This is a genomic window from Natrinema sp. LJW11 (assembly GCF_056135975.1).
In genome coordinates this window covers 203,374-216,353 of the sequence record NZ_JBWBDM010000006.1, presented here as the reverse complement: position 1 = coordinate 216,353, position 12,980 = coordinate 203,374, and the positions used below count along the sequence as shown (strand labels likewise).

General features: G+C 65.5%; 11 protein-coding genes. 7 read left to right on the top strand and 4 right to left on the bottom strand.

Features of this window, described 5'->3' with window-relative positions:
- The first annotated feature begins 35 nt into the window (after nt 1-35).
- The 3 genes from AC0QDI_RS17105 to AC0QDI_RS17095 all read left to right on the top strand — a co-directional run bounded on the left by AC0QDI_RS17105 (nt 36) and on the right by AC0QDI_RS17095 (nt 2,694).
- Nucleotides 36-1,646 (top strand): long-chain-fatty-acid--CoA ligase, encoded by a 1,611-nt coding sequence (locus AC0QDI_RS17105; RefSeq protein WP_474670310.1) that lies wholly within the window; start codon nt 36-38, stop codon nt 1,644-1,646.
- A gap of 295 nt (nt 1,647-1,941) precedes the next feature.
- Nucleotides 1,942-2,235 (top strand): MarR family transcriptional regulator, encoded by a 294-nt coding sequence (locus tag AC0QDI_RS17100; protein WP_226039562.1) that lies wholly within the window; start codon nt 1,942-1,944, stop codon nt 2,233-2,235.
- A gap of 45 nt (nt 2,236-2,280) precedes the next feature.
- Complete coding sequence (locus tag AC0QDI_RS17095) at nt 2,281-2,694, top strand: hypothetical protein (protein WP_474670308.1); 414 nt, start codon at nt 2,281-2,283, stop codon at nt 2,692-2,694.
- A 51-nt stretch (nt 2,695-2,745) separates the two neighbouring features.
- Here the strand turns inward: AC0QDI_RS17095 and AC0QDI_RS17090 are convergent, their stop codons facing one another.
- Nucleotides 2,746-3,663: an NAD+ synthase gene (locus tag AC0QDI_RS17090; protein ID WP_474670306.1), complete on the bottom strand. Its 918-nt coding sequence runs from the start codon at nt 3,661-3,663 to the stop codon at nt 2,746-2,748.
- A 576-nt stretch (nt 3,664-4,239) separates the two neighbouring features.
- Nucleotides 4,240-6,132 (bottom strand): ATPase, T2SS/T4P/T4SS family, encoded by a 1,893-nt coding sequence (locus AC0QDI_RS17085; protein ID WP_474670304.1) that lies wholly within the window; start codon nt 6,130-6,132, stop codon nt 4,240-4,242.
- 215 nt (nt 6,133-6,347) lie between these two features.
- On the opposite strand from AC0QDI_RS17085, the gene AC0QDI_RS17080 reads away from it, so the two are divergent.
- A complete protein-coding gene (locus AC0QDI_RS17080) occupies nt 6,348-7,451 on the top strand; it encodes a M20 family metallopeptidase (protein WP_474670302.1) in 1,104 nt (367 codons plus the stop codon).
- Nucleotides 7,452-7,488: 37 nt separating this feature from the next.
- Here the strand turns inward: AC0QDI_RS17080 and AC0QDI_RS17075 are convergent, their stop codons facing one another.
- Nucleotides 7,489-7,857 (bottom strand): hypothetical protein, encoded by a 369-nt coding sequence (locus tag AC0QDI_RS17075; protein ID WP_474670300.1) that lies wholly within the window; start codon nt 7,855-7,857, stop codon nt 7,489-7,491.
- Between the two features lie 239 nt (nt 7,858-8,096).
- Between AC0QDI_RS17075 and AC0QDI_RS17070 the strand changes: the two genes are divergently transcribed.
- Both AC0QDI_RS17070 and AC0QDI_RS17065 read left to right on the top strand, forming a co-directional pair.
- Nucleotides 8,097-9,665, top strand: coding sequence for a carboxypeptidase M32 (locus AC0QDI_RS17070; protein ID WP_474670298.1), 1,569 nt, complete (start codon nt 8,097-8,099; stop codon nt 9,663-9,665).
- Between the two features lie 414 nt (nt 9,666-10,079).
- Nucleotides 10,080-10,601, top strand: a complete 522-nt coding sequence (locus AC0QDI_RS17065; RefSeq protein ID WP_474670296.1) for a hypothetical protein — start codon at nt 10,080-10,082, stop codon at nt 10,599-10,601.
- A gap of 137 nt (nt 10,602-10,738) precedes the next feature.
- Here the strand turns inward: AC0QDI_RS17065 and AC0QDI_RS17060 are convergent, their stop codons facing one another.
- Nucleotides 10,739-11,848, bottom strand: a complete 1,110-nt coding sequence (locus AC0QDI_RS17060) for a family 43 glycosylhydrolase (protein WP_474670294.1) — start codon at nt 11,846-11,848, stop codon at nt 10,739-10,741.
- Between the two features lie 217 nt (nt 11,849-12,065).
- Between AC0QDI_RS17060 and truA the strand changes: the two genes are divergently transcribed.
- A complete protein-coding gene (gene truA / locus AC0QDI_RS17055) occupies nt 12,066-12,911 on the top strand; it encodes a tRNA pseudouridine(38-40) synthase TruA (protein ID WP_474670292.1) in 846 nt (281 codons plus the stop codon).
- Nucleotides 12,912-12,980 lie beyond the last annotated feature (69 nt).

Genomic DNA, 12,980 nt, shown 5'->3' with positions numbered 1-12,980 from the left:
ATACGTATAGGATCGATCCGCGAAAATTCCGGCGCATGGAAACGCCACTCGTCGTCACTGATTTCCTCGAGCAGGCGCGGGAGCACTACGGAGACGAGGACGCGATCGTGGGGGTCGACGGTGACCGGTTCACCTACGCGGAGTTCGGCAAGCGCGCCGACCGGTTCTCGTCGGCGTTACAGGAGCGCGGGATCGAGAAGGGCGATCGCGTCGCCGTCCTCGATCCGAACACGCACTACCACCTCGAGGCGGCCTTCGGCGCGATGCAACTCGGTGCGGTTCACACGCCGCTCAACTACCGCCTCGAGCCGGCCGATTACGAGTACATTCTGTCGGACGCCGGCGTCGACGCGATCTACGCCGACTACGCGTTCGCGGAGAAGATCGAAGCGATCCGCGACGAGGTGCCGACGGAGACCTTCGTCACGAACGATGCGGACGCGGTGGAGGGGAACTGGGAGGAGTTCGACGGCGTGCTCGAGGACGCCGGGACCGAATTCGATCGGCCCGAAATGGCGGAAGACGAGATCATCACGATCAACTACACCTCGGGGACGACTGGCGATCCGAAGGGGGTCTGCCGCACGCATCGGACCGAGACGCTCCACGCGTATCTGATGTCGATCTACCACGAGATCACCGACGACGACACCTACCTGTGGACGTTGCCGATGTTCCACGTCAACGGCTGGGGTCATATCTACGCGGTGACCGGCATGGGCGCGACCCACGTCTGTACGCGCGGAGTCAATCCCGACGAGGTCGTCTCGTCGATTCGCGAGGAAGACGTGTCCTTCCTCTGTGCGGCGCCGGCGGTGCTCAACCAGCTGATCGACTACTACGAAGCCGAGGGGGAACCCGAGATGGTCGGCGAGAAGCGGGTTCGGGTAACGACCGCCGGGAGCGCGCCGCCGGAAGCCACCATTCGGGCCGTCGAGGACCGCTTCGGCTGGTACCTGAAACACCTCTACGGGGCGACCGAGACGGGGCCGCTGATCACCATCTCCGACGCCAAGCGCCTCATGAACGACGAGAACCGCTTCGAGATCAAGAAGCGCCAGGGGATGGGCGTTCTCGGCACCGACGTTCGGGTCGTCGACGAAGAGGGGAACGACGTCCCGCGCGACGACGCGACGCTCGGCGAGATCGTCGTCCGGGGCAACCAGATCATGGACCGCTACTGGAACAAGCCCGACGAGACCGACGAAGCGTTCAACGACCGCGTCGAAGGCTACTACCACACCGGCGACCTCGCGACGATCGACGAGAACGGCTTGATCGCGATCCGGGATCGCAAGAAGGACATCATCATTTCGGGCGGGGAGAACATCTCGAGCATCGAACTCGAGGACGCGCTGTTCGATCACGACGCGGTCGCGGACGCGGCCGTGATTCCGGCACCGAGCGACGAGTGGGGAGAGACGCCGAAAGCGTTCGTCGTGCCGTCGAACGGGGAGCCGACCGATCCCCCAGTGTCGGCCGACGAACTGACCGAGTTCACCCGCGACCGACTGGCGAGTTACAAGGTCGTCCGACGGATCGAATACGTGAAAGAGCTCCCGAAAACGGCGACCGGAAAGACCCAGAAGTACGAACTGCGCGAACAAGAGTGGGAGGACGAAGACCGGATGATCGGCGAGGGATGATCGGCGAACGCTGAGCGGCGAAAGCGAAGCGGCGAGGTGGGCTGCTCGAGGACGATCGCCGACGAATCGCTCGCTGACCGAATCGTCGTCTCGTTCCGCGATCAACGGGGCGAATATATCCGATCTGCTGACTCACGTCGCGGCTGACGGCTTCCGTCCGGTCAGGAACGACAGCCATATATCGCTGTTCGGCGACTCAGAATACATTTTACAAAAAGGAATATGTCGTAATCTATTTCAATATCCGTCGGGTAAGGCTCAACTTTTATACTGCTGGGGCCTTTCGATTCGTAATATGGCAGAGACCGACGGGGAGGAAATCGAAGACTTGCCACCGAGTGCGAAACTCGTCTTCAAGGTTCTCGAGTACGACGGGCCGCTGACGCAGAAACAGATCGTCGAGGAATCGATGCTTTCGGCCCGGACGGTGCGGTACGCGCTCGAGCGACTCGAAGAGATCGGGATCGTCGACGAGGACATCTACTTTGCGGACGCTCGGCAGAGTCTCTACCGGCTCGAGGAGCCGGTCGCGGCCGACGGAAACGGCGTCGAGGACTCCCCGAAGAAGGACGCTTGCTGCGCGGAATAACGGCCGGAGCGGTAGTATTATTTTCCAGTAGTGACCGTCCCCGGTATGGATAAAGAACGGCTCCCGCGATGGGGCTGGCTGCTGGTCGGTCTGTTTCTCGCTGCGATGGTCGCAAATCTGTTGAATCTATTCGTGCTGGGGCCGACCGTGCTTCCGGAGACGTACCGATCGATTACGGTCATCGCGATCATGTCGCCGGTGTTGATCTACGTCGGCGTCTGGTACGACGAAGAGCAGCAACCGTACTGGGAGTGTTCGCGGGCCAAGATCGCCGGCGACGTGCTGTTCGTCGTGACGGGAGCAGCGATGGGGTCGGCGATCGTGCTCGTGGCGATGAGCGATCTGAATCTCGCCGGCTTTCTATCGGACCTCCTCTCGATGGCCGTCGGCTTCCTTTTCGCGTGGGGACTGTTCTGGTGGCGCAATCCGGAGCTGTACGCCGCCAGGCCCGATCGGTGACGGCCGGTCATCGTCATCGGTCGTGGAACGACGCGACCGCGGCCGCCACAGTCACTCGAGCGCGTCCGAACCGTCGAGGCGTCCTCCCGTGCCGCGGCCGGCGATCCCCGGCGTCGGCGGCGTCGCGCGCTTGTGTTCGGTGTCGGCGTGCAGCGAGGCGATCTCCTCTGCCGTGTCACGATCGAGTTGCAGTTCGGCGACGGCCTCGTCGAACGAGCGGCCCTCCTCGACGAGTCGGTACAACAGCGGGTCGATGACGTCGTAGCGCGCGCCGAGTTCGTCGGCGTCCGTCTGAGTGGCCCAGAAGCCCGCCGTCGGTTCCTTGCTGACGATCCGGCGGGGGAGTCCGACGTGTTTCGCGAGCGCCCGAACCTCCGTCTTGTAGCAGTCGCCGATCGGGTAAGCGTCGGCCGCGCCGTCTCCGTACTTGGTGAAGTAGCCGAGCAACCACTCGGAGCGGTTCGCCGTGCCGAGGACGATCCGCGACTGGCGGTTGGCCGCGTAGTAGGCGGTGAGCATCCGCAGCCGCGCGGTCGCGTTTCCGATCTCGTGGTTTCGCTCGTTCGGCCGGTCGTCGGCTTCGGTCTCCGGCTCGAGTTCGCTCGCGACCGTCTCGTCGAAGACCTCGAGGAGCGGGCGCAACTGGATCTCCTCGAAGTCGATCCCCATCCCATCGGCGATCGTGTGCGCGTCGCTGACGTGGGCCTGCTCGGTCATGTGGCAGGGGAGTCCCAGCCCGAGGACCTTCTCGCTGCCGACGGCCTCGACCGCCAGCGCCGTCGTCAGCGTCGAGTCGATGCCGCCGCTCATCGCGACGACGACGCCGTCCGCACCGGCGTCGGCGACGGTCGCCCGGATATCGGCGACGATCCGCTCGCGAATCGCCTCGAGCGACCGGCGGTCCGTGAAAAATGGTCCGTTCGTGTGTCCGATGCTCCGATAGACGAGTGTCTTACTATCTGCTCCCATCTGTGTGAATCACCATATTGTTCTCTGATTACCACAACGATCGTCTCGTATATGAAGCTAATGCCTAGATTATAGTCGGTTATGGTGTGTTCCTCACTCGCACGGACCGGTTTCGTCGCCGATCGATGACCGTTTGTCCATTCCGGCTCGTCGAAGGCGAGGACTTCCGACCGTTTGGAGTCTCGCGATGCTGGTCGGATGATCGACATTCGTGCCAAATCGACTGAAAACGCTCGCGCGCGGTTTGATCCCGCCCACTCCATTTGCATACCGCTTCGCAAACTGCTGTGCCAAACTACCGAAACGCCCCGTCCATCCGAACCGTCGTTCACGAGGATGCTCGCTCACTTCGTTCAATCACGGGCTAGCGCCCGTTCGCGTTTTCGCGGTTCTCACTCGCTCTGTTTGCTCACGGCTCGTATCGCTCGCCGTCTGCTCACGGGCACTCCGTGCCCGTTCGCCCGGTTCGCGGGATCTTCGATCTCGCGCTATTCGCGTTTCCGCAGTTCTCGCTCACGCTGTTCGCTCCGAACCGCGCATCGCTCCGAACCGCGCACCGCACGCGGTTCGAGTTCCTTACGACGGAACGATCGTTACCGGGTCTTTCCGGTCGATCGCTCGCTCGAGTTCCTCCGCAATGGCGCTCCCGCGTGACACCTGAATCTCGCCGCCGCGGCTCACCGTCGCGGTAAACAGGTAGTCGCCGGCGGCCTGAACCTCGACCGTCTCGCCGTGGTTGCCGTCGACGGGGATGACGATGTGCCGCGAGGTGATTTCGGGCTGGACCATCTGACCGGCCTGGGAACCGCCGCTACTGCCGCCACCACTCCCGCCGCCGTTCGCGCTGGCGCCGCCGGCACCGCCGCCCGCACCGTAGTTGGGGTTCTCGTCGTGGGTTCGGACGTCGATGTCGATCCCCAGCCGATTTTCCACGTCGGTGATGCGGCCGCCGCCCTTGCCGATGACGCTCGAGATGTCGTCCTCTTCGACGTAGACGACGGCCTTGTCCTGGCCCTTGAGTTCGACGTCGACGTAGCCGTGGGCGATCGAGCGGATCTCCCGTTCGATCTCTTGCTTGGCGATGCGGTCGACGCCGGACTCGTTCGCCGGGCCGCCGTCCTCGTCTTTCAGCGGCACGGTGACGACCTGGCGGTTGAAGGTGTAGATCTCGTACTCGGGCTCGCCGGTCTGGAAGTTCGTGATCTGAATCACGGGGCGAGCGAGGTCCTCCTCGGTGAGTCCGGCGGGTACCTTGACCTCCGTTCTCACGTCGTAGACGGTGTGGACCTCGCCGGCTTCGATGTAGACGACGGTGTCGACGACCTGCGGAATCATTCCGAGTTCGACGCGGCCCACGAGTCGCTGGAGCGCGTCGATCGCTCGCGTCGCGTGGACGACGCCGATCATGCCGACGCCGGCCAGTCGCATGTCCGCGAAGACCTCGAAGTCGTTGGTCTTGCGAACCTCGTCGTAGATGGTGTAATCGGGCCGGACCATCAGCAGGGCGTCGGCGGTCTTGGCCATCTCGCCGCCCAGTTCCGTATACTGGGTGATGTCCGGGCCGACCTGCAGGTCCCGCGGTTTCTCCATCGTCTTGACCGAGTAGTCGTGATCGGAAATGTAGCGGGCGACCGCCTGCGCGAACGTCGACTTCCCGGCACCGGGTGCACCCGAAATGAGGACGCCGCGCTGGCGCTCGAGCAGCCGGTCTTTCAGTTCGTCGGCGTGCTCGTAGTCGTCGATGTCGGTCTGGGCGATCGGCCGGACGGCGGTGATCTCGATGCCGTCCGAGAAGGGGGGTCGGCCGATCGCGATCCGGTAGTCCCGGAACTGGACGATGTTCATCCCCGGCTCCGAGAGCTCGAGGAAGCCGTCGGAGGACTCCTTGGCGGCGTCGACGACCTCGCGGGCGTACTCGTCCATCGTCGCCTCGTCGAGGGGTTCGTCGGCGATCTCCTCGTAGGTCATCGCACCGAGTTCGCCGCGTTTGGCCTTCGGCACGGCGTCCGTCTTGAGGTGGACGCTCATCGTCCGGTCGTCGAAGAACTCCTCGACGGCCAGCGTCCCGACCTCGCGAACCTCGGGTGAGACGTGCTCGACGTCGAGGCCCTTCGCCTCGGCGACCTCGGCCTGGACGACGTCGCTCGTGACGAAGGTCGCGTCGAGTTCCTCCGCGAGATCGCGGATCAGGGCGTCGATCTCGCCCTCGGAGGCGTGGCCCCGCTCGATGGCGTTGGGCCGTTCGCCGACGTACTCGAGGTCGACGACGCCGTCGTCGGCCAGGTCGGCCAGCCGCTGGAGCTCCTCGAGGCCGTCCCAGCCGCTATCGATCCCGTCGTTCGCCTGCGCCTCGAGTTCCGCGACGACCGCTTCGGGGACGCAAATCGTCGCTCCCTCGAACTGCCCGTCTTCGATGGTCGCCGAGACGCGGCCGTCGATGACCACGCTCGTATCCGGCACGACGTTCATACGTAAACTGGTCGACGTACGCGTATAAGGGTGTCCACAGCGAATCCGCGTCCAACGGTTCCACGTCACACGCGAAATTCCGCGGCGCGCCCGTGCAGCAGGCCTGCTCGTTGAAACCCATCGCGACGATCCGACGCGCTTCCGGATGCGACTGGCGAAACCGTCCGGTCGCGGCTTCCGGTGCACTGAACACTGCAGCCACCGACGTGTGGATCATGACTCTCGTCGATCTGACCCGCGAGTTGGTGTCGATCCCGAGCCACGAGGACGAGACCGCCGCCGGCGATTTCCTCGAGGCGTGGCTGCGCCGGGAGACCGACGCCGACGTGCGGCGGGACGCCGCCGGTAACGTGATCGCTCGGAAGGGAACGAGCGAGGAGACGCTCGCGCTCGTGGGTCACCACGACGTCGTCGAACCGGCCGAGTCGCAGGTGCGTACCGCGGAATCAGGGAACGGTAACGGCGACGAGTACGTCGTCGAAGAACGGGACGGCCGCCTCTACGGCCGCGGCACGGCGGACATGAAGGGGGCGCTCGCGGCCGCCCTGTTCGCGTTTCGCGACGCCGATCCCGCCGGCGAGTTGGTCGTTGCGAGTTTCGTCGGCGAGGAGGTCGGCGGCGTCGGCGCACGGCACGCGATCGAGCGGGCCTTCTCACCCGACTACGCCGTCGTCGGCGAGGGATCGACGAACTACTCGGGGCCCGACGTCACTGACGTGGCCACCGCACACAAGGGACGGCGCGGCAGTACGATTACGGCTCGCGGAACGGCGGCGCACGCCAGCGAGGCCGACGCCGGCGAGAACGCCATCTACCGCGCCACCGCAGCCGTCGACCGCGTCCGCGATCTCGAACTCCCGTCGGTCGACGCGGCGGGCGACACGCTCGAGGGCCGCCTCACCGTCACGGAAATAGAGGGCGGCTCGGCGATGAACGTCGTGCCCGCCCGGTGTGCGTTCACAGTCGACGAGCGGACGGTCCCGGGCGAACGTGCGGCGCTCGAGCGAGTCGCAGATCTGGAGGGAATCGAATGGAGGGTCGAGCAGGACTTACCGCCGATGCGCTGCGAGGACGAGGCCTTCGCGGAGACCGTTCTCGCGGCTGCTGCCGCCGCTCAGGACGCCGACCCGGAACTCGTGACGAAACCCCACGCGACCGACGCGGGCTGGCTCTCGCAGGCCGGCACGGAGTGTGTCATCTACGGGCCGTCCGAGCCCGGCGAAGCCCACACCGACGACGAGAGCGTCTCGATCGCCGTTCTCGAGCGCTGTCTCGAGACCTATCGGCGAATCGCGGAGCGGTGGCCGCCATCGCAGTGATGTCTTCGACCGCCGTCGGGGGAAGCCGTTCGATCGATCAGATGCCGGGGACTCCGACCGCGCCGAAGCTCGTGATTCCGACCGCGGCGAGAACGAAGAGGGTGACCAGGACGGTGACCCACGCCACGAGGCCGATCATTGCGGCGGCGGTCCAGTCGCCGGGATACCGCCAGTTAATGACCGCGACGTACGCCAGCAGGGCCAGCAGCGGTCCGACGAGGGGGATCCAGCCGACGACGAAGCCGACGATCGCCCAGACGATCGCTCCGATCAACGCGGTGACGATGGCGTGATCGTAGCTCGTTCGGCCGACGATGATTCGCGCACCCGCGTAGATACCGAGCGCGCCGATCAGCAGGCTTACGATGAACACGACGAGTGACGCGATTGGTGACGCAACGACCATAGTGAGACGACTTACGTCAGCTCGGTGGAACAGTCCGCTGCTTGCAAGTTCCATCTGTTTCTCATGGGCTGGCGAGTGCGGCGGGACAGGAGCTTCCAACGCCTTTGCAACGGCGTACTGATCGTCTCGAGAGTCGACAGGTATCCGAGTGCCCCCGCTCGACCGCCGTTCGCGTTCGATCGCCCTCGAGATGACCGGAACCCGGACGTTGATACCGATTCCGAGCGAACGATACGGCTATGGCGACCGATCAGGCTCGGAGCGACGCGAGCGAGGCCGACACGTACGAACGGTTCGAAGATCGGGTGCGGCGCATCTCGAACGTGGGTAACGCCGCCGGCATCCTGCGGTGGGATCAGGAGGTCGTGATGCCCGACGAGGGGACGCCCGCCCGCGCACAGCAGCTCTCGACGCTGTCCTCGATCAGTCACGAACTCCTGACCGCCGACGAGACCGGTGAGTTGCTTTCGGAACTCGAAGGCGGCGACCTTGAGGACGAGCAATCCGCAGTCGTCCGCGAGGTTCGTCGCACGTACGACCGCGAGACCAGCGTCCCGGGGGAACTGGTCGAGGAGATCTCGGCGACGGCGTCGAACGCCCATCCCACGTGGAAGCAGGCCCGGGAGGAGGACGACTTCGAGCAGTTCGCGCCGACGCTCGAGAAACTGGTCGAACTCAAGCGAGAGTACGCCGAGCACATCGATCCGGACGCGGATCCCTACGCCGTGCTCTTCGCGGACTACGAGCCGTACATCGACCTCGAGACGGCCGAGCGAGTCCTCGAGCGCCTGCGCGAGAACCTCGTTCCGCTGATCGACGCGGTCCAGGAGAGCGAGACGCGACTCGCGACCGACGCTTTTTCCGGCCAGTTCGACGACGACGATCAGGAGGCGCTGGCCCGCGACGTGCTCGATTCGCTCGGCTACGACTGGGATCGCGGCCGGCTCGATACGGCACCGCATCCGTTCTCCTCGGGCACGCAGTTCGACGCCCGCGTCACGACCCGCTTCGAGGAGGACGATCTCTTGGGCTCGATCACGTCGACGATCCACGAGTTCGGCCACGCGAACTACACGCAGGGGCTCCCCGACGAGGGGTACGCCACGCCGCTGGGCGAGGCCCGAGATCTCTCGGTCCACGAGTCCCAGTCCCGACTCTGGGAGAACCACGTCGGCCGCTCGCGCCCCTTCTGGGAGCACTTCCTGCCGATCGCCCGCGATCGCTTCCCGGAACTCGAGGACGTTTCCCCCGAGGAGGCCTACGAGGCCGCGAATCAGGTCCACGACGACAATCTCATCCGGGTCGAGGCGGACGAACTCACCTACCACCTCCACATCGTCATCCGCTTCGAGATCGAACGCGACCTGATCCGGGGCGATCTCGAGGTCTCGGAGGTCCCCGACGTCTGGAACGACAAGTACGAGGAGTACCTCGGCGTCCGTCCCGAAACCGATGCGGAGGGCTGCCTGCAGGACATTCACTGGTCTCACGGCGACTTCGGCTACTTCTCGACGTACTCGCTGGGCTCGGTGCTCGCGGCGCAGTTGTACGCAGCGGCGGAAGACGATATCGCGGCGCGAGCCGACGGCGACCGCGAGGACGATCGCGGCACCTTCGACAACCAGATCCGCGAGGGCGAGTTCGACGAACTCAACGGCTGGCTCCGGGAGAACGTCCACCAGCACGGCAAGCGCTACGTCACGCCGGATCTGATCGAGCGGGCCACCGGCGAGGAGCTGACCGCGGACCCCTTCCTCGAGTACGTCGAGTCGAAGTACGGCGAGTTGTACGACCTCGAAGGGTACTGAGCGCGCCGTCGCGGACCGCCGTCGTCGATCGGTCCGGGCCCCGTTTGTCGGGTCGATACGCACCTGTCGTGGTCACTGCACGTACCACACCTGCTCACATGACAGCGATGTGGTCAGCATGTCGACCCTTTCAGTGACTACTCTCGTATCGGACGGCACCCGACACACTCGAGTGGGGCGGAGCGATCGTCACGAATGCGAGTCGCGGATCGGTCGGCGATCTCACAGGGAGTCTCGGAGACGTTCAGAGAATCGGAATGCGGGACCGAGAGATACGACCGAGTCGAGAATCACGAACCGCCCGATTGGCTAGGACGCTCCCTATCAGTCTCTCCGGCGTCGGCCTCGCTTTGCGTAAAACGTGGTTGGGTGTGCCGGGTGTGGACTCACCCGTCCTACCGCCCTGCCACGAGTATGCGAGTATCCATTCCGCGCGTTCCGGGCGTCTACTTCGACACCGACGGCGAATCGACGGCGAAGACCATCGCGCTGAGCGCAGCAGGCCGACGAGCGCCGAAACCGCAGGGCTACGCCCTGCAGGCCCTTCCCTACATCTGGTCGTTCGACGTCGACCTCCGCGAGGTGCCGACCGATCATCCGATCCAGTACCTTCACCCCGAGGGCGCACGGAGTCTGGGCGAACTCTCCCGTCAGAACGGCGTCCGCGAGATCGGGACCGAAATCGAGTCCGTCCTGCGCTTCGTCTGGTCGGTCAATCAGGAAGTGGAGTCGGCGACGGGGCAGTTACTGGGGATGTCCTCGGACGACGACGGCGTCACCATCGAGGTCCAGGACGGGGCCATCAGCGCCGACGGCTCGGCGCTCGAGACCGACGCCTTCGACCTCGACGACTCCGATATCGTCGAATCGGGAACCGACGAGTTCGACGTCCACGACCCCGATCACGACCGGTTCGATCCCGACGACGAACTGTAGGCCGCCCGCGGTGTCTCCGCGACTCGACCCGTCTGCGACGATGGACCCGTTCAGCAGGGGGAGCCGACGGATCGCGGCTGAGAGCGCAGACCGGCGAGCGCCGGACGCCGGCACCGCGCGTGGCCGGCAGTGAGTCGCTATCGCAGGGTACACCAGATCGAACAGTCATCGCCACCGTCAGTGGTATCGCAGTCGTAGCTCCCGCTGCCGGGCATCGGGCTCTGCGTACTCGGCGTTCCGTCGCACGCGACGACCGGCCAGTCGTTTTCCCACTGGATTCGATCGAGCATCATCGTGCGGTCTTCCCGGTTCGCCGTGGCCTCGACGTGGTAGAGCATCCACCAGTCGCCGTTCTCGTCCCGGATCGCGGTGTTGTGGCCGGGACCGATGAACTCGTCCGTCCCGGAGAGGACCGACACGCCGCTGTGGTGCTCGTTCAGGTCGCGCAGGTCGGTCCCGTTCTGATTGTGGTAGGGACCGAAGAACGACTCGGAGCGGCCGACCTCGACCTCGTAGGTGCTGTCGGCGCCCTCACAGCAGTGGCCGGTCGAGTAGAACAGGTAGTAGTAGCCGTTCTCGCGGACGATCATTCCGCCCTCGCGTTTGTCACCGGCGAGGTGGAACGTCGTTCCCGGAACGTAATCCGTGCCGTTGCCGGTGAGTTCGACGCCGTGGATCCCGTACCAGCTCCCCCACACGAGGTACGGGGTGCCGTCGACGACGCGGAACTCCGAATCGATGCAGTTGGTCATGCCGAGATCCTCGGCCCTGAACACCGGTCCCTGATCCTCGAACGGACCGGCCGGCGAGTCCGCGGTCGCGAGGCCGATTCCCGGATTGTTCTGACTCCCCCACGTCGAGTAGGAGTAGTAGAGGTAGTACTGGCCGTCGTAGTAGTTGATATCGGGCGCCCAGACGCCCGCGTCGGGATCGTCGCGCCAGTCGGGGTAGCTGTCGAGCGCCGAACCGACGTACGTCCAGTTCACCAGATCGTCCGAGGTCGCTATCGGGACGACGTCGTTCGGCGTCTCGGTCCCGTAGACGTAGTAGGTCCCGTCGTCGGCCTGAATCGCGGTCACGTCACCGAATCCGATCGGACCGACCGGGTTGTGATACTGGGTCGAACTGGCGTCGGCACCCGCGGATCCGCTCGTCGCAACTGTCCCCGTAGTCGCGAGCGCGCCGGCGCCGATCGCTTTCAGGACGCTTCGCCGCTCCGTCTCCGTCTGGTCGTGAGTATCGAGCACGCTGGCACGACACACGCAACCCGCGACCAAGAGTTTCGTTTCGTTCATCTGAGCCCAAATAAATGGCGTCGGGTTCGGGCGCTCGTCCGGATCACTCCGTCTCTCCCAGTCACCACGTTCCACACAACGGTCACCGACCGCCGCCTCGAGCGACGGGCCGTCGTCCCCACAGCGAACCCTATAACACGCTGGCCGCGCTGGATCGACTCGAGACCGAATGCCACTCCGCGCGTTCAGAATCGCTTACGACGGCACGGGCTATCACGGCTTTCAGCGCCAGCCCGACGTCCGAACCGTCGAGGACGCGATCTTCGACGCGCTCCGCGCGCTCGAGGTCCTCGCCCCCGACGCCGCCAAACCCGCGGGCTACGCCGCTGCCGGCCGAACCGACGCGGGCGTCTCCGCGCTCGCCCAGACGATCGCGCTCGAGGCCCCGGACTGGCTCGCGCCGCGGGCGCTGAACGCCGAACTTCCGGCGGACGTGCGAGCGTGGGCGGCAGCCGACGCGCCGGCGGGGTTCCACGCGACACACCACGCGAATCGCCGAGTGTACACCTATCACCTGTATGCACCGCGGACGCCGCCGTCGAACGCCGGTGCGCCCGATCGCTCACTCGACGACGAGCGGTTCCGAGCGGCGTGCGAAGCCCTCTCGGGTGCCCACGATTTCCACAACCTGACGCCGGACGACCACGACACCGAGCGCTCGCCGTCGCTCGAGGCGGCCCGAGACGGCGCGTACCTCGTCGTCACGGTCAGCGCGAGCGGCTTCGCGCGCGAACTCGTCCGTCGACTCGTGTCGCTGGCTCGCGACGTCGGTGCCGGCGACGCCCCGCTCGAGAAAATCGACCGCGTCCTCGAGCCCGACCCGTTGCCCGGCCACGAGGGAATCGCACCCGCGCCGCCGGAGCCGCTCGTGCTGACCGCAGTCGACTACCCCGACCTCGAGTTCGAGACCGACGACGCGGCGGCCGAGAGCGCTCGAGCGGTGTTCGAGCGTCGCCGAATCGACCGGCGGACCGGGGCTCGAGTGGCGGGGCAGGTCGCAGATGGGATGCAGTGACGGTGCGGTAGTCGAGCGGTGAGCGGCCGGATCACCGGCCGTCGCTCGACGGTGTACGAGCGTTTTTCA